Source organism: Paraburkholderia sp. Cpub6 (assembly GCF_014201065.1).
Lineage (GTDB): Bacteria > Pseudomonadota > Gammaproteobacteria > Burkholderiales > Burkholderiaceae > Paraburkholderia > Paraburkholderia tuberum.
The window spans coordinates 1-16,337 of the sequence record NZ_JACHDM010000049.1; the positions used below are offsets into that span (position 1 = coordinate 1).

Annotated in this window: 14 protein-coding genes and 4 pseudogenes; 12 read left to right on the forward strand and 6 right to left on the reverse strand. The window is 61.8% G+C overall.

Features of this window, described 5'->3' with window-relative positions:
* Positions 1 to 100: 100 nt before the first annotated feature.
* Positions 101 to 370, reverse strand: a pseudogene (locus HDG33_RS35485) (hypothetical protein); the annotation flags it as partial.
* Positions 371 to 628: 258 nt separating this feature from the next.
* Between HDG33_RS35485 and HDG33_RS35490 the strand changes: the two are divergent.
* The 7 genes and pseudogenes from HDG33_RS35490 to HDG33_RS35520 all read left to right on the forward strand — a co-directional run.
* Complete coding sequence (locus HDG33_RS35490; RefSeq protein WP_260330710.1) at positions 629 to 832, forward strand: hypothetical protein; 204 nt, start codon at positions 629 to 631, stop codon at positions 830 to 832.
* Positions 833 to 994: 162 nt separating this feature from the next.
* Positions 995 to 1,915, forward strand: a pseudogene (locus HDG33_RS35495) (PQQ-dependent sugar dehydrogenase); the annotation flags it as partial.
* A 144-nt stretch (positions 1,916 to 2,059) separates the two neighbouring features.
* Positions 2,060 to 2,431: pseudogene (locus tag HDG33_RS35500) on the forward strand (ABC transporter substrate-binding protein); the annotation flags it as partial.
* 16 nt (positions 2,432 to 2,447) lie between these two features.
* On the forward strand, positions 2,448 to 2,654 hold the full coding sequence (locus tag HDG33_RS35505) for a hypothetical protein (RefSeq protein ID WP_184040713.1): 207 nt from the start codon (positions 2,448 to 2,450) through the stop codon (positions 2,652 to 2,654).
* A gap of 137 nt (positions 2,655 to 2,791) precedes the next feature.
* The gene (locus HDG33_RS35510) at positions 2,792 to 4,687 is read left to right on the forward strand and encodes an FAD-binding monooxygenase (protein ID WP_184040716.1); all 1,896 of its coding nucleotides are present in this window, start codon (positions 2,792 to 2,794) and stop codon (positions 4,685 to 4,687) included.
* A 27-nt stretch (positions 4,688 to 4,714) separates the two neighbouring features.
* The gene (locus HDG33_RS35515) at positions 4,715 to 5,155 is read left to right on the forward strand and encodes a MarR family winged helix-turn-helix transcriptional regulator (RefSeq protein WP_184040718.1); all 441 of its coding nucleotides are present in this window, start codon (positions 4,715 to 4,717) and stop codon (positions 5,153 to 5,155) included.
* Positions 5,156 to 5,332: 177 nt separating this feature from the next.
* Positions 5,333 to 5,617, forward strand: a pseudogene (locus HDG33_RS35520) (sulfonate ABC transporter substrate-binding protein); the annotation flags it as partial.
* 33 nt (positions 5,618 to 5,650) lie between these two features.
* Here HDG33_RS35520 and HDG33_RS35525 read toward each other — a convergent pair.
* Positions 5,651 to 7,051: an MFS transporter gene (locus HDG33_RS35525; RefSeq protein ID WP_184040720.1), complete on the reverse strand. Its 1,401-nt coding sequence runs from the start codon at positions 7,049 to 7,051 to the stop codon at positions 5,651 to 5,653.
* Positions 7,052 to 7,338: 287 nt separating this feature from the next.
* On the opposite strand from HDG33_RS35525, the gene HDG33_RS35530 reads away from it, so the two are divergent.
* From HDG33_RS35530 to HDG33_RS35550, 5 genes are all read left to right on the forward strand, one after another.
* Entirely contained in the window at positions 7,339 to 7,887 is a 549-nt protein-coding gene (locus tag HDG33_RS35530; protein ID WP_184040722.1) for a DUF488 family protein, read from the forward strand.
* 45 nt (positions 7,888 to 7,932) lie between these two features.
* Positions 7,933 to 8,559, forward strand: coding sequence for a uracil-DNA glycosylase family protein (locus HDG33_RS35535; RefSeq protein WP_184040724.1), 627 nt, complete (start codon positions 7,933 to 7,935; stop codon positions 8,557 to 8,559).
* A gap of 291 nt (positions 8,560 to 8,850) precedes the next feature.
* Positions 8,851 to 9,960 (forward strand): sugar ABC transporter substrate-binding protein, encoded by a 1,110-nt coding sequence (locus HDG33_RS35540; protein ID WP_184040726.1) that lies wholly within the window; start codon positions 8,851 to 8,853, stop codon positions 9,958 to 9,960.
* Positions 9,960 to 10,964 (forward strand): ABC transporter permease, encoded by a 1,005-nt coding sequence (locus HDG33_RS35545; protein WP_184040728.1) that lies wholly within the window; start codon positions 9,960 to 9,962, stop codon positions 10,962 to 10,964. Before HDG33_RS35540 ends, HDG33_RS35545 begins: the two co-directional genes overlap by 1 nt.
* Positions 10,964 to 11,794, forward strand: coding sequence for an ATP-binding cassette domain-containing protein (locus HDG33_RS35550; protein ID WP_018422193.1), 831 nt, complete (start codon positions 10,964 to 10,966; stop codon positions 11,792 to 11,794). The genes HDG33_RS35545 and HDG33_RS35550 overlap by 1 nt, the downstream gene beginning before the upstream one ends.
* Before the next feature lie 29 nt (positions 11,795 to 11,823).
* Here HDG33_RS35550 and HDG33_RS35555 read toward each other — a convergent pair whose 3' ends face one another.
* The 4 genes from HDG33_RS35555 to HDG33_RS35570 form a co-directional block, all read right to left on the reverse strand.
* On the reverse strand, positions 11,824 to 12,003 hold the full coding sequence (locus tag HDG33_RS35555; RefSeq protein WP_184040741.1) for a hypothetical protein: 180 nt from the start codon (positions 12,001 to 12,003) through the stop codon (positions 11,824 to 11,826).
* 45 nt (positions 12,004 to 12,048) lie between these two features.
* The gene (locus HDG33_RS35560; protein WP_184040731.1) at positions 12,049 to 13,197 is read right to left on the reverse strand and encodes a hypothetical protein; all 1,149 of its coding nucleotides are present in this window, start codon (positions 13,195 to 13,197) and stop codon (positions 12,049 to 12,051) included.
* Between the two features lie 82 nt (positions 13,198 to 13,279).
* On the reverse strand, positions 13,280 to 14,518 hold the full coding sequence (locus HDG33_RS35565) for a lipopolysaccharide biosynthesis protein (protein WP_184040734.1): 1,239 nt from the start codon (positions 14,516 to 14,518) through the stop codon (positions 13,280 to 13,282).
* Positions 14,519 to 14,586: 68 nt separating this feature from the next.
* Positions 14,587 to 16,337 (reverse strand): polysaccharide biosynthesis tyrosine autokinase (locus tag HDG33_RS35570; protein ID WP_184040737.1); only part of this gene is annotated, 1,751 nt, incomplete at its 5' end.

The following is a 16,337-nucleotide window of genomic DNA, read 5'->3' on the forward strand; positions in this document are numbered from 1 at the left end:
CCGCGCGTTCTTCCGCACTCAAATGCTTGTAGTTCTTCTTCATCGCAACACCCTACCTCATTCAAGGTGTTGCACTTGGAACTAGAGACTAAGGTGCGTGACCTCCGGCATCTGTTAACGTGAACCGCTGATCGAAACGATTCCGGGAGCGTCCGCGACAATCGCACGCCCATGCGTAACCGAGGGCTTCGGCCATTTCGTAACCGTTTGAATACGACTTCAGCCTGTCGAACGGAAACCATTCGCCGGTTTCGGCGTTCAGTGCCATTGCGGACGGCATTGGCGGGAAGTTTGAGTAGATTGAATAGGTGATACGGCAAAGTTGGCACTCTTCGTTGCCCCCGGTTTCATTCTGTTTCTGTTGTTCCATCTGGCCTCCTCTGATTCTCCAGAACAAACCCGACGAATTAACCATCGAAAGCAGTCACGGTCAATACCTTTAAATTGAGATTTAAACTTTTTGACAAATATTTACAATGATTCCGGGCATTTCATTTCCAGGCGTGTCCTGCCGGTAGCGCGGCCGAATAAAACAGTCGGCATTCCTATCTCGTTATTAAATTGACAGTTGTTGACGCTGTTCTTTGACCCGGCGCGTCAATTCCGACGCTTTCGCATGTCGCGCTCGATGTTTTTCTTGATCTCACCGTGTTCCTGGTATTTGCGGCGCGGCGTCACTGCGCCTTCGGCGCCGAAAGTCGACGTGAAGCGGGCGGCTATGGCTGCGGCTTCGGGTAATCTGCTCGTGTTCGACTACTCGAAGTACCGCACGGTCCGACTACACAAGCTTGCGACGCTCGAGTCGTTCGCTCTCGTCGTCACGGACAACTGACTAGCGACGGGCCGCCACCGAGCTGCATCTCGCATCCGCTGAATAGCCGACATTCCGCTTTCAGCCGCAGCCCCTGAAACCCAATACTTCGCTACTGCCGCGCCGTCGCAGCCCCGCCCTCCTCCGGCGCCGATGCCGAAACATCCATCTTTGCACCACCCGCTCAGAAAGCCCGCCAACGGCAATGGCGAATGGCAGCGGTATATGTTCATCGATTATCTGCACTCCCCGTTCGGCATGCAGCTCACCGGCGACACACTCTATGTCGCCGATACCGATGCGATCCTGAAGTTTCCATACAAGACGGGCCAAACCACCATCAGCGAGCGCGGCGTCGAACTCGCCGATCTCCCCGATACGATCAACCATCACTGGACCGAAGCCCTGCTCGCCAGTCGCGATGGCAAGAAGCTCTATGTGGGAGTCGGCTCCAACAGCAATGTCGGCGAGAACGGGCTGGAGGTCGAGTACCGGCGCGCGGACGTACTCGAAATCGATACGGCGACGGGCGCAAGCCGCATTTACGCGGCGGGCATTCGCAATCCGACCGGCCTGCAATGGGAACCGACGACGGGCCGGCTCTGGGCCATCGCGAACGAGCGCGACGAGATCGGCCCCGATCTCGTGCCCGACTATCTGACGTCGGTGAAGGAGAATGCTTTCTACGGCTGGCCGTACAGCTATTACGGCCAGCACGTCGATCCGCGTGCTCAACCGCAGCGTCCCGACCTTGTCGCGAAGGCGATTGCCCCAGACTTCTCGATCGGCTCGCATGTCGCGCCGCCAGGACTGACCTTCTATACCGGCAACAGCCTGCCCTCGCAGTATCGCGGCGGCGCGTTCATCGGTGCGCATGGCAGTTGGGACCGCTCGCCGTTGAGCGGTTATGTGGTGTCGTACGTGACGTTCGAGAACGGCAAGCCCGCCGGTGCGCCGAAAGACGTCGTGATGGGCTTTATGTCGCCGGATCAGAAGGAGTTGTATGGCGCGCCCGTGGGCGTCGCCCAGGATCGCGACGGCGGCCTACTGATCGCCGATGACGTCGGCAACACGGCGTGGCGCGTGACGGGCGCGGGCGGCTGATGCGCGCATCGCGATCGCCTGCCGCGTGGATGCACCGTTGCGGACACCGCGACCCAGTGATGACTTCCCCGGCGATCCACTGGTCCAACCGGCGGCGCTTGCTGATCATGCTCGTGCTGAGCGGATCGGCAATGTGGTATGCCGACGACCGTGCGCCTGCCCGACGTGCAGGTGCCGGGCACCGAACAGCTGTCGCGTTTCGGCAGCAAGTACGCGGACGAGCCGGGCTCCGATAATCTCGCGGGCGTGAAATCGCCGGCCGTCGACGCGATCCTGCGCAAGGTGCTGGGCGCGCAAACGCGCGAGCAGCTCGTCGATGCGACCCACGCGCTCGACCGGGTACTGATGAACGGCTATTACGTGATTCCGCACTGGTATTCCGCGGTTCATCGCATCGCGTACCGGAACAGCCTCGCCTATCCGGCGAAGCTGCCGCTTTACTTCGCCGCCGACGAATGGGTACTGTCGACATGGTGGCAGAAGACGGCTGGACTGAATCTTGCATCTCCTCAATGATTGGAGGAACACGATCATGATCAGACTACTCTTTGCAATCATCATATCGGCCGGCCTGGCGGGCTGCGTCGTCGCCCCGCCGCCGCCCAGCTATGGCTACGGTTATGAGCCAGCGCCCGCCTATGGCTATGCCCCCGGGTATTACGTCGCGCCGTCCGTGAGCCTCGGCATCGGCATTGGCGGCTACTGGGGTGGCCATGGGGGCCATTGGCACGGTCATTGAAACAGCCGTTCCCGAAAGTCCACGAGCGCTCTTCCGAACCAGGGTAAACATCCATCCTCCCACGAAGCACTTCAAAATGGTTGGGGTACGGAGTATATTCGCGTTCAGCAGATATCTACTGAACGGAGGAAGACGTCATGCAATTTCATCTCAACGGTTTCCGGGTCGGCGATCCGACGATCGAGCCAGTCATCGGCAATGCGCATGCGGCGCAGATGCCCGAGACGGTCGACGTGCTGATCGTCGGCAGCGGCCCTGCCGGACTCGTACTGGCGGCACAGCTGTCGCAATTCTCGTCGATCAGCACGCGCGTCGTCGAGCGTCGCGACGGACCGTTGCAGATGGGACAGGCCGATGGTGTGGCGTGCCGTACCGTCGAGATGTTCAATGCGTTCGGCCTCAGTGACCGCCTGCTGCAAGAAGCCTATTGGGTCAATGAAACAGTATTCTGGCGACCCGATGCAAACGACCGCGGCGCGATCAGTCGTACCGGCCGAGTTCAGGATACCGAAACAGGCCTATCGGAATTTCCGCACGTCATCGTCAATCAGGCCCGCATCCAGGAATATCTGCTCGACGTGATGCGCCGCTCCGCGCGACGGATCGAACCGGACTACGGCCTCGAAGTGGTCGACGTTCAGCGCGACGATACGCACGAATACCCGGTGCTGGTCACGCTGCGCCATACCGATCCCGCGCGGCTCGACGAGACGATGTCCGTGCGCGCACGCTATGTCGTCGGTTGCGACGGCGCTCGCAGCCGCGTACGCACCGCCATCGGACAAACGCTGCGCGGTGACGCGGCCAACCATGCGTGGGGCGTGATGGATGCGCTGGCGGTCAGCGACTTTCCGGACATCCGGCTGAAAGCGGCGATTCAGTCCGCGAGCAGGGGCAACCTGCTGATCATTCCGCGTGAAGGCGGATATCTGGTCCGCTTCTACGTCGACCTCGGCGATGTCACCCCGGAGAACCGCGACAGCATCAAGCAGATCACGGTCGATCGCATCATCGAGACGGCGCAGCGCATCCTCCATCCCTATACGCTCGACGTAAAAGAAGTGGCGTGGTTCTCGGTCTATGAGGTCGGGCAGCGCCTCACCGACCGCTTCGACGATGCCATCGCCGCCGACGGCACTTCGCGCGAGCCTCGCGTGTTCATCGCGGGCGACGCCTGCCACACGCATAGCGCCAAAGCGGGTCAGGGCATGAACGTGTCGATGCAGGACGGCTTCAATCTAGGCTGGAAGCTCGGCGCGGTGCTGGAGGGCCGCAGCGACGCCGCTCTGTTGCGCACGTATTCGGACGAGCGCCAACCTATTGCACAAGAGCTGATCGATTTCGACAAGGAATGGTCGGCGATGATGGCCGCGCCGCCGAAGGATCCCAACCGGCCCGAGGCGGGCGGCGTCGATCCCGCGGAGCTTCAGGCGTACTTCGTTCGCGCTGGCCGCTACACGGCTGGCGTCGCAACGCGTTACCGGCCGGCCACCCTGACCGGTGAAGCGACGCATCAGGCGCTCGCCAAAGGCTTTGCGATCGGTACGCGCTTTCACTCGTCGCCTGTCGTTCGCCTCGCTGATGCAAAACCGTTCCATCTAGGGCATGCCGCGCAAGCGGACGGCCGCTGGCGCCTGTACGCTTTCGCGGACGCGTCGCGTCGTGCGCTGGATGCGCTGTGCGAGCATCTCGACAAGTCGCCCGATTCCGTTTTGAGGCTCTGCACGCCGAAGGACGCCGACGCGGACAGCGTTCTCGATCTGCGCGCGGTGCTGCAACAGCCGCATCGCGAAGTCCGCCTCGAAGACGTCCCCGCCCTCCTGCTGCCGCGCAAGGGCCGCCACGGCCTCATCGACTACGAAAAGGCATTTACGAGCGACGCGACGACTGATATCTTCGACGAGCGCGGCATCGATCGCGAACAAGGTGCACTCGTCGTGGTACGTCCCGATCAATACGTGGCCCACGTTCTCCCATTGAATGCGTATGCGGAGTTGAACGCCTTCTTTCGGGCCATCTTTCGCGTGCGTTAAACCACAACGAAACCCAAACCTCCGAAATTGCCGATCAAACCCGAAGACGCCGGCGCGCTCCCCAAATTTACTGGCAGCCTGGTGCGCCGTGCCCAACAGCGCCATGCAGCGGTCTGGCTGAGCGAGGTTTCCGCGGAGATCACGAGCGTGCAGTACGCGGCGCTCGAGGTCTTGCACGAGACGCCTGGCGTCAGTCAGCGGCAACTCGGAGACAAACTCGACGTGGATCGTTCGACGATTGCCGATCTCGTTGCACGCATGGTGCGCAATGGCCAGATCGAGCGCGCGGATGATCCTGTCGACAAGCGCAGTTATGTGCTGTTTCTCACCACTGCCGGTAAGAAGCAGCTCTCGGCCTTGCGTCCGCGCGTCGAGCAGGTCGAGCGCGTTCTCACTGAAAGGCTGACGGCAAGCGAATTGGCGCAGTTGCGCCGGCTGCTTTCGGCACTGTTGCCGCCGCGGGCTTGATGCGCTTGCTCCTGAAGACCGCCTGCCGTCGCGGTCTGCCAGACAGCGCCTCCATTTCGGCTCCCATAGCCCCCTCCCCGCCGCCGCCTGGTTAGAACCGGGTGCCTTTCCAGAACAAATGACGGACGACGCACGCGAGCCCGCACATCTGCTCCGGCACGCAACCTGAACTTCGCCGCGGCGAACAATCCCGACGTGATCCGGATCCTGATCGAAGAACTCGACAAGGTCGATCAGTGGGGCAAGCAGAACAAGGATCAGCTCGCCAGCGAACTCGCGCAGCTATGGGGTCTGCCGAAGCAGGTCGTGGACGTGGCGGTGCAGCGTCAGCAGTTCGGCACGCAGCCGATTACCCGCGCGATTCTCGGCGAGCAGCAACAGATCGCCGATACGTTCCTCGATCTCGGCCAGATTCCGAAGCACGTCGACGTGCTGAAGGCGGCGCCTTCGAATCTCGCGTAGGCGTATGGGCGGCGGAACGACGCCGCACCCGCGTCAACGCTCGGAGACCGGCCGCGTTGGCGTAGCCTGTTGTTCCTGCGGGGCGTCGCTGTGCTCCGTCATACGCCGCACCGAACTCACGCCGGCCGCGATCAACGCGAGCGCCGCGGCAATGCCGGCAATCAACGTGAGGTGCTGGCCATGCACGAGTCCGAACACGATGGACACCGCCACCGCGCCGCTCGACTGGCCGAGCAGACGACCCATCGATTGCAAGCCGGACGCGCCGCCGCTGCGATGCCGCGGCGCACTGCCGATGATCACGCGGTTGTTCGGCGACTGAAAGATACCGAAGCCGAGGCCGCAGACCGCGAGCCGCCACACGATGTCGAAGCGCGTCGCCGTCTCGCCGAGCTGGCAGAGCATCGCGAGTCCGCACCCGAACACCACGAGCCCGACGCTGCTGATGCGTCCCGGCGCCCACCGATCGGACAGCCGGCCCGCGACCGGTGCGATCAACGCGGTCACGAGCGGCCACGGCGTCATCAGAATGCCTGTCTGTGTTTCCGACAGCTTCAGCGTCTGCTCGAAGTAAAACGGCAGCACGATGTACGCCATCGTCTGCGCCGCGAACGAGCAGATCGACGTCGCCATCGACAGTGAAAACACCGGCATGCGCAGCAGGTCGATGGGCAGCATCGGTGTCGCGAGCCGGCTTTCGCGTCGTACGAACAGCACGCCGGCCACCAAGGCGATCGCGACCATCACGGCGCCGCGCTGCGTCGCGCCCGCCTGGTTGAATGCCGCGAGACCGGAGATCAGCAGGCCGAATGTGAGCGCGTTGAGCAGGACGCTCAGGCCGCTCAGGCGAGCCCCCGAGGTCGGCGTCGCGGGCAACGTGCGCGCGCCGATCGACAGCGCCAGCACGCCGAGCGGCACGTTGACGAGGAACAGCCATTGCCAGTGCGCGACCGACAGAATCGCCGACGCGATACTCGGCCCCGCCGCCGACGAAACGGCCACCACCAGCGACGAATAGCCGACGCCGGCGCCAAGCCGCGCCTTCGGGAAAACGAAGCGCACCAGCGCGATATTCACGCTCATGATGCCGGCCGCGCCGAAGCCCTGAAACACGCGAGCGACCGCAAGCACCAGCAGCGTGTGCGCATTCGCGCAGGCGAACGACGCCAGCGTGAAAAGCGCGAGTCCGTAGCAGTAGACCCGCTTGTAGCCGAGGCTGTCCCCGAGCACCGCGAGCGGCAGCAAGGACACCGTGATCGCCAGCTGATACGCGTTGACGACCCAGATCGCGTTTGCGGGCGATACCGCGAGGTCGTTGCTGATGGTGGGCAGCGCGACGTTGACGATCGAAGTGTCGAGCACCGACATCGTCATCGCGATGGCGATCGCGATGTACGCAAACGCACGTTGGGGATTGGGCAGGCCGTCGGTCATGGTGCAAGCGGGTCGAGAGAAAATGCGCGGGCGACTGCGTGCGGCGCGGGCGCCGTCGCGGGTGCATTGTTGCAACTCCGACTCGCGGGAGCAAGGTTGCACTCGATACCGGAATAATGGCTACCCGGCTTGTCTCCCCGGGGTCTTGCAATTCGCGAGCGCGTGCATACGCGCGCTCGTCAGGCATGACACGTGCAACACCTGAATCGGGACACAGTCGACGTTACTGCGCCGCACGTTGTAAGTCTGTAGGGATCGTCGCCGCTATCGGCGCCGGCGAAGCACGCATGGAAACGAAACGCCCTTTTTTCACGATCGGCCACTCGACGCGTCCGTTGCAGGAATTCGTCGACTTACTGAAAGGCGAGCAGATCGCCTTGCTCGTCGACGTGCGCAGCATCCCGCGCTCGCGGACCAACCCGCAGTTCAATCGCGACGCGCTGCCCGCCTCGCTCGCACCGGAACATATCGACTACGTGCATCTCGCCTCGCTCGGCGGACGTCGCAGCAGGCGCAAGGATGACGCGCCGTCGCCGAATGCGTACTGGACGCATCCGGCCTTTCGCAACTATGCCGACTATGCAATGAGCGACGCGTTCCGCGAGGGACTGGCGCAACTTCTGACGCTCGGTCATCTGCAGCGCTGCGCGATCATGTGCTCGGAGGCGGTCTGGTGGCGCTGCCACCGGCGTATCATTACGGACTATCTGCTGATGCACGATGAAACCGTGCTGCACATCATGGACGCGCATCACACGAACGCCGCCACGATGACGCCGGGCGCCGCGCCCCAGGCCGACGGCACGCTGATCTATCCGGCTCAGGCGCAGAACTGAGCCGACTCACGACACGACTGCGCACCAGTCACCTCGCACTGCTTTATGGCTGTTACCACCAAACGTCCGTCGAAACTCGACACGTCGCTCGACACGCTGCTTCACGACATCCGCGCCTGCACGCTGTGCGCACCCATGCTGCCGCACGCGCCCCGCCCCGTGCTCGCCGCGTCCACGCGGGCGCGTATTCTGATCATCGGACAAGCGCCAGGCGCGCGCGTGCATGCGTCGGGGGTGCCGTGGAGCGACGCGAGCGGCGCGCGTCTGCGGACATGGCTCGGCGTCGACGACACCACCTTCTACGACGCTTCCAGATTCGCCATCGTGCCCATCGGCTTCTGTTTTCCGGGCCGCGGCGCGAGCGGCGACCTGCCGCCTCGGCCCGAGTGCGCCGGCCGTTGGCACCGCGAATTGCTCGCGCAAATGCGTTCGGTGAAATTGACGCTGCTGATCGGACAATACGCGCAGCGCTTTGGCCTCGGCGACGCGTTTGGCCCGACCTCGACAGAAACGCTCGTCAGGTGGGCCGAGTTTGGACCGCATGTGATGCCGCTGCCGCATCCGTCGCCGCGCAATATCGCGTGGTTCAAGCGCAATGCCTGGTTCGAGGGCGCGGTGCTGCCGACGTTGCGCGAGCACGTGGCGACGGTGTTGGCGGGCGGCGAGCTTTGAGCGCCGCGCACCCATCTGCGCGATCAGCCGCTCGTGGTAAACACGCATCCTGACCCGGCGTCCCAATCTTCGGAACGGTTACGGGTATACATGGATTAGGAGTCGCTACCGCACTGCACTAACATTTTTGCGGTACCGCACGGCTCGTATCGAGCGCTTCCGAATCGGGGTTGCACGTCCCACGCCAAACTCTCGCGCTGCCCCGCGAACTCCCGGTGCCGTCCAGCATCTGCACGCAATCGACGCGACGTCGACCACATCGACCAATGAAGACAAGAACCGGAGGATCAGATGGCACAGCAACGGGATGACGATCAGAAAAACAGCGGCAACGGTTTCAGCACGGCGCGGCGGGGGCTGATGCAGGGCGCGGGACTCGGCGCAGCGCTTTCGCTGATGGGCGCGCTAGGCGGCGCGGGCGGTCTGATCGGCACCGCGCAGGCAGCGCAGACGGCTTTTCCGTCGCACAAGAAGTGGAGGATCGTGTTCGTCAATCACGTCACCACCAACCCGTTCTTCGTGCCCACGCAGTACGGCATTCAGGATGCCTGCTCACTGCTCAACATGGATTATCAGTGGACCGGCTCGGCCACTTCGGACGCGGGCGAAATGGTCCGCGCCGTGAACTCGGCGATTGCCGCGAAGGCCGACGCCATCGCGGTGCCGATCGTCGATCCGAGCGCTTTCGACAAGCCCATCCTGGCCGCGCTCGACGCCGGAATTCCGGTGTTCGCGTACAACGCCGACGCGCCGCGCGGCAAGAAGAATCCGCGCCTCGCGTATATCGGCCAGGACCTGTATCTGTCGGGCTACCAGATGGGCGAGCGCATCGTCAGTCTGATCGACAGCGGCATGGTCGGGCTGTTCATCGCCACGCCGGGGCAGCTCAACATCCAGCCGCGTCTGGACGGTGCGAGCGACGCCATCAAGAAGTCCGGCAAGAAGATCGACATCCAGACCGTGGCCACGGGCGCGACCGTCAACGAGGAGCTGTCGAAGATCAAGGCGTTCTACCTGGGCCACCAGGACCTGAAAGGCATGTTCGCGGTGGATGCGGGTAGCACGCAGGGCGTCGCGCAGGTGATGAAAGAGTCGAACCTGCCGTCCAAAGGCGTGCACGGCGGCGGCTTCGACCTGCTGCCGACCACGATCCAGCTGATCCACGAAGGTTTCCTCGACTTCACCATCGATCAGCAGCCCTACGTCCAGGGTTTCTATACGGTGATGCAGGCGTTCGTGTTCCTCAGCTCCGGCGGCCTCGTCGGCCCGGCCGAAATCAACACCGGCCTGAAATTCGTGACGAAGGATAACGTCGAGCCGTACCTGAATACCTCGACGCGCTTTGAAGGCAAGACCGACAAGGAGCAAATCGTTCCGAGATCCGGCCCGATCAAGTCCTGATGAATACAGTGAACGAAACCAGCAAAGCGGTCCGCGCGCCCCGGCGCGCGGGTGTTTCATTCGCGTCTCAATGGGCGGCCGAGCTGCGCATCCTGCTCGTGGCCGTGCTGCTGGCCGCCTACTTCGAATTCGCGAACCACGATTTCCTGCTCACCAACGCGAGCCTCGTCAACCTGTCGCAGTTCATCGCGCCGGTGGCGATCATCGCGTTCGGCGAAATCATGTTGATGATCGGCGGCGACATCGATCTGTCGGCGGGCATGGTGTTCGCGTTCGCGCCGTTCATGATGGTGTTCGCGAATGACGCGGGCGCGCCGATGTGGCTCGCCGTGATCGCGGGGCTCGTGGCCGCGGGAATCGTCGGCTTCGTGAACGGGGCGGTGTCGGTTTGGCTGCGGCTGCCCTCGTTCGTTACGACGCTCGGCACGCTCTTTCTGATCAACGGTATCACGCTCACGATCTCGCGCGGCACGCCCGCCGCCACGCCGGGATCGCCCACCTTCGCCGGGTTCATGGGCGCGTGGGGCTACAGCGAGATCATCTGGACCCTGGTGATCGCGGCCGCGATGCACGTGCTGTTGCGACATACACGCTGGGGCCTGCATACGCAGGCCGCGGGTGCGAATCCGCTCGGCGCGAGCGAGGCCGGCATACATGTGAAGCGACTGCGCCTCGGCAACTTCGTCCTCGCCGCTGTGCTGGCGGGCTTCACCGGCATGCTCGAAGCCTTTCGCATTACCTCGATCGACCCGCAGGCCGGCGGCAACCAGATCATGTTCCTTGCCGTGGCCGCCGCCGTGATCGGCGGCACGCCGCTCACGGGCGGCTCGGGCACCATCGTGGGCGGGCTCATCGGCGCAGCGGTGCTCGGTATTCTGAACGACGGCTTTACACTGATCGGTATCAACGCGTTTACGTTCAACATCATTCTTGGCGCCGCGATTCTGGCGGCGATGATCTTCAACATCCACGTCGGGCGCATTCGCCGCAAGGGTGGACGATGATGGACCAATCGCAAACCTCCTCCGCGGGCGCCAATGCCACGGCCGCTGCGCGCAGCGCGCCGAACGCCCCGCTCGCGCTGCGCGGCGACAGCCTCGTCAAACGCTTCGGCGCGGTGACGGCGCTCGATGGCGTCTCGCTCACGCTCGGCAAGGGCGAGATCCTCGGCATACTCGGCGACAACGGCGCGGGCAAGTCCACGCTCGTGAAGATCCTCACGGGCTTTCATCAGCAAACGAGCGGCACGCTCCATATCGACGGCGAGGAGACGCTGTTGCGCTCGGTCGATCATGCGCGTTCGCTCGGCATCGAATGCGTGTATCAGGATCTCGCGCTCGCGAATTCGCTGAGTATTTACCACAACATGTTCCTGAACCGCGAAATCGTGCGGCGCGGGCCGTTCAGGCTGCTCGACCACAAACGGATGCGCGAGCGCGCGGCGCAATGCCTCGACGATATCGGCGTGCACGTGCCTTCGGTGGATTTGCCCGTGGAGCGTCTTTCGGGCGGCCAGCGCCAGGCGATCGCCGTGGCGCGCGCCGTGCATTCGAACGCGAAAATCCTGTTGCTCGACGAACCGCTCGCCGCGATGGGCGCGCGCGAGGCGGGACTCATCATCGACCTACTGATGCGCTTGAAGGAAAAAGGCGGCCTCTCGATCATCATGATCATGCACAACTATGCGCAGACGCTCGATATCGCGGATCGCATCATGTTGATGCAGCGAGGGCGCGTGACCTACGAGCAACAGAGCGCGCTGACTTCGGTGGCGGAGCTGATGGACATCGTGCAGCGGGAATACCGGGCCATGCGCGCCGGCGGCGCACAGTGAGCCCGCCACGGCCCGCGACACCGCGCAACTCAGATCAGAAATCGATCTTCGCGTTCACGCTGACCATGCGCGGATCGCCCGCGCGCGATGTAGTCCGGGCACTGGAACATCCAGTAGCGGCGATTCGTGATGTTGTCGATCGCCGCGCGCAGCGTCACGTCGTGCCCACCGATGCGCGTCAGATAGTTCGCCCCGATGTTTACGATCATGTGCTTCATCGACGGCCTACTGAATCAGCGGACCGTCATTGCGATTCAGGAGGCGCTGCGATGCTTCGACAATGTGGACTGGTGATGGGCGCCGTCGTTCACTCGCGACGCACTCTGCGCCGATACCGTTATGTGTTCATCGTACGAGAGCCGCAGGACGAGAAACATGATCATCGGCGACACCGGCGAAAGATGCCGCAGAAATGACCCGTAGTCCGGCTCGAAAATAGCTTGCGTTGACAGGAAACTGACCAGAAAACAAAAACAAAGTGTCTCGAATCGGCCCACCGGAAATAGCGCCGCCGCGGAGCGATAACGCATAAACACAATCGCAAAAGTGAAAAACACGCCAATGCCGCCCAGCATTTGCAGCGGAGAACCCGACGTAATCAACCGCACCGGCAAAACGAAGGTCGCCAGCGTGATGGCGACGTTCGCCACGCCAATGAACATACCACTGCCTGGAATGAACTGTACGATCATCGACCCCACTTCCTCCGGGTCCCGCCACTCATTGGCGTTCTGCCTTGCGAAATCCAGTGATTCGCCATAGGCCTTCTGGAACACGAAGGCGACCATCACAAACATGGCCAGCGCGAAAAAGATCAATGAAACCGGCCTTCTGAAGCCGTTTGGCGCGATATAAAGAAACACGGTTGCGGCCAGTGTAATGCCCCAATACGATCTGAAGTACACGGCTACCAGCGCTGCCAGGACGACAAACAAAACCAATATCGCACGCGACGAGTTGTAAAACAGCATCAAAAGAACCAGAACCGAAATGACGATTTCTTTCGATGGAACGCCGATGTAGACGGTCTGATTGGCGAGCCAGAAGGCAACCAGAAAGAACTCGGCCGGTTTTAGCGAAGTGAGCCCGGAACGCCAGATGGCGACAAACATGCCGATAGTCGATGCGAGAAATCCTATCAAAGAAATGGAGAAACTCTGGAGACCGAGAAAGTTGAACAGCCACGCGAGATTGTCAAATGAGTCGCCAAACGCCCTGAAAGCCGTGACGGTCTTCATCCGGTCGAAGATCACCAGTTCATCCAACAGAAAACGCGCCGGCAACGTGCTGTCGTGAAACGCGGAGATCGCATAAAGCGCGATGAACAGAATGAACCAGACCGCGGCCGACACGCCTGGACTCGCATTCCTGCCGATGATGCCGGGGAGTTTTACAATGCGCATTCTCTTTCCCTGAACAAGTGAGCGACTCGCCTCGCGGTGGAGGAGCTAAACTTGCAGCGTCGCTGATTTTTGAGCGCAGAGATCACGGCGCTTCAAAACTAGGTTGGCGATCCAAATAAGCGTCCGGCTCCTTGCCGATCTTGAGCGCCTGGTAAGTTCCCACACTTGCCACAATCGTTCCACAGACGCTGAGCAGAAGAAGCGAGTGGATGAACCCGACGCCGAGGAATTGAGCCGTCGCAAAGATCAGGAAGATCGATACGGCATTGACTGCTTGAATCATCAAGTCGATCTTCAGCCGGTTCGCGACAATGAATACCTGAGCCATCGAGCCATAGATCGCCATCGTGATGAAATAGGGAACAAAGATCAGGTACACAGACATCGACGGTTCCCATTCGTCGCCCATCTTCATGTGGATAATGAGGCTAAGGCCTGCATAGCACGCTGCCACCAGAGAAATGCTGATAAACGTCAGCATAGTAAAAAACTGTTTCGAGGGATTCACTCTGTCTTTTCTGTGGCCGTCGAAATAATCGATCAGATCGCGGCGGAAGACGGCGCCCAAACTTTGCGACAAGAGGGACGCAGGGAAGTACCCCACACGATACGCCAGCGCAAAGATGCCGGCGTCACGATGATCGAAGATCATCGGCATCAAAATGGCGGACGCATAGATCACGAATGAATTCAGCGTAGTGGTCGGCACACCAAATTTTGCATACTGGATCTGAAGCGCGGAGAACCTGATGAAGGCCAACGGGATCATGCGACGCGCCGAGTAAAGGCAGATCGCCACGGGCACAACGGTCGAGGCCAGAAAAATCCAGCTATAGATGTTGAATACGGTGGTGCCTGTGCACTCCCCTTTCGAAAACATCATCATGCAGACGAAGTAGACGGCGAACGCGGCATTAGGGAAGAACCGGATCGTCGCGATTTGCGCGTACTTTCTTTCGGTGGTGAGTGCTCCGCACAACGCCTGTTGCAGGAACACGCCAAGTGCCAGACCGATAACAGGTATGTATTCCGTATGCCCGGCCGCTGCCGTGGCCACCACGAGCGCCACGCCGATCCCTATGGCGACCGCACTGGAACTCGTCATTGCGCGCACGGCCTGGGCCTTGTCCGCCGCCATGCACGCAACCTCCAGACGCAAGCCGATCACCGACCCGATAAAAAGACCACCGGCCATGAGCTGGCTGAAATACCCGAGAGCCGTCGGCCCGCAGAACTTCCCGATCAATAGAATCGAAACGAAATTGAGCGCCTGACTCAGTACGACTCCAGCGATACTTACGATCGAATGTTTGATATTCACAATTTATCTACGTCGAAGTCCGGGTGAATTTTTCATCGCTCTACACGACGATGGTTCTCGTCTGAAGGCTAGCCTTTCTGCGTCTTTCCGCTGGCGGGCAATGCGTCGAGATAGGAAGCACTGCGATAGAGGCCTGCGCGCGCGCCCAGACTATAGCGATAGACATCCGTATCGATCGCGTTGAAGATCACGCCCTTCACCCGGGCATTCGCCTGCTTGAGCTGCTTGGTGGCCTCCACCACCTGCGCAATGGAAGTGGTCTCGAAGCGGGTCACCAGCAACACGGTGCCGCAGCTATCCGCAAGCGCGGTCGCGTCGGATACGGCGAGCACCGGCGGCGTGTCGATCAGCACGATATCGTATTCGCTCGTCTTCGCGAGGAATTGCTGCATGCGTTCGCTCACCAGAAGCTCGGCCGGGTTCTCCGGTATCGCTCCGCGCGCAACGAAGTCGAGGCCCGGACGCACGTCACGCATGATCACCGGGCCGGACGTCACGTCCGACGTCAGATAGTCAGCCAGGCCGGGGCTCGAGTCGAGACCAAAGTATTGCTCGAGATGACCTTTGCGCAGGTCCGCGTCGATCAGCAACACCCGCTTGCCGGCCGCCGATACGACCGCCGCCAGATTCGCCGAAAGGAACGACTTGCCCACCTGTTCCGTCGGCCCCGTCAGCAGCACGCGATTGTCGCCCGACTCCGATTCCAGCATGGCAAAATGAAGCGCGGTTCTGAGTCGGCGCAGGCTTTCAATCGACGGGTCGCGCGGAAACTCGCTCGCCAGCAGGAACTTCTCGCCAGCGGGCAGCTTCGGCGTCTTGCCGATTCGCGCGACTTTCGCCTGCGACAGCGGCACGCTCGCATAGACGTTCAGGCCCGTTTGCTCCTCGATCTCCTGCGCGTCGGTCACGCCCCGATACAGCGCCGTACGCCCGAACGCCGCACCGACGCCCAGAATCAGGCCGCCCAACGCAGCATAGATAATCACCAGAAGCTTGTTCGGCTTGATCGGCTCTTTCGGCACCACCGGGTTATCGATCAACCGCACCGTTCCAACCTTGCCGGCGCGAACCAGTCTGAGCTGTTGCATGTTGTTCAGCATGCCGACGTAAAGCTCGTTGTTCACGTTCATGTCACGGGTCAGGCGCACCGCATTCTGCTCCAGGTCCGGCAACGCCTGTTCCTGCTGCGACAAGCTTCCGATCCTGCTGCTCAGCATGCCGATCTGCTGATCGATCGCCTGGATCGCGGGGTGACCCGGCGCGTAGATCGCGCCCATCTCCGCGCGCTTCTGCTTCAGTTCGAGCAGGCTGCGCTGCGTGGCTACGCTTTGATCCAGATAGGCCTTGCCCTGCTCACTCAGATTGAACACGCCCATGCGGTTGCGCATGTCGTTATAGCGTCCCTCGGCGCGCTCCAGGTCGCTCCTGAGTTGCGGCAGCTGCTCGCTCAGGAACGCAAGCGACTTCTCGGCTTCCGCCGCCTTGCGCTTCAGATTCTGGTCAACATACGCATTGCCGATTTCGGCGAGCGTGCTGGCCGTCAGCAGCCGCTCAGAGCCCATCAGCGACGCGCCGATGATGCCGCTGTCTTTACCCTTCTGCGAGACCGTCAGCCGGTTTTGCAGGCTTTCCACCGTCTTGTCGCGCGACTGTCTCTCCAGAATGAATTGCGTGCCCGGCTTTGCGTTCAGCGAATCGACCTGCAGCGTGATCGCGCCATCGGGCAGTTTCGTGTCGAGCTTTTCGCCCACGCGACCCTCGATCGGCTCGCTGAGATCCGACTGCTCCAGCCGGTAGCGTCCGCCGTCCAGAACGGTCA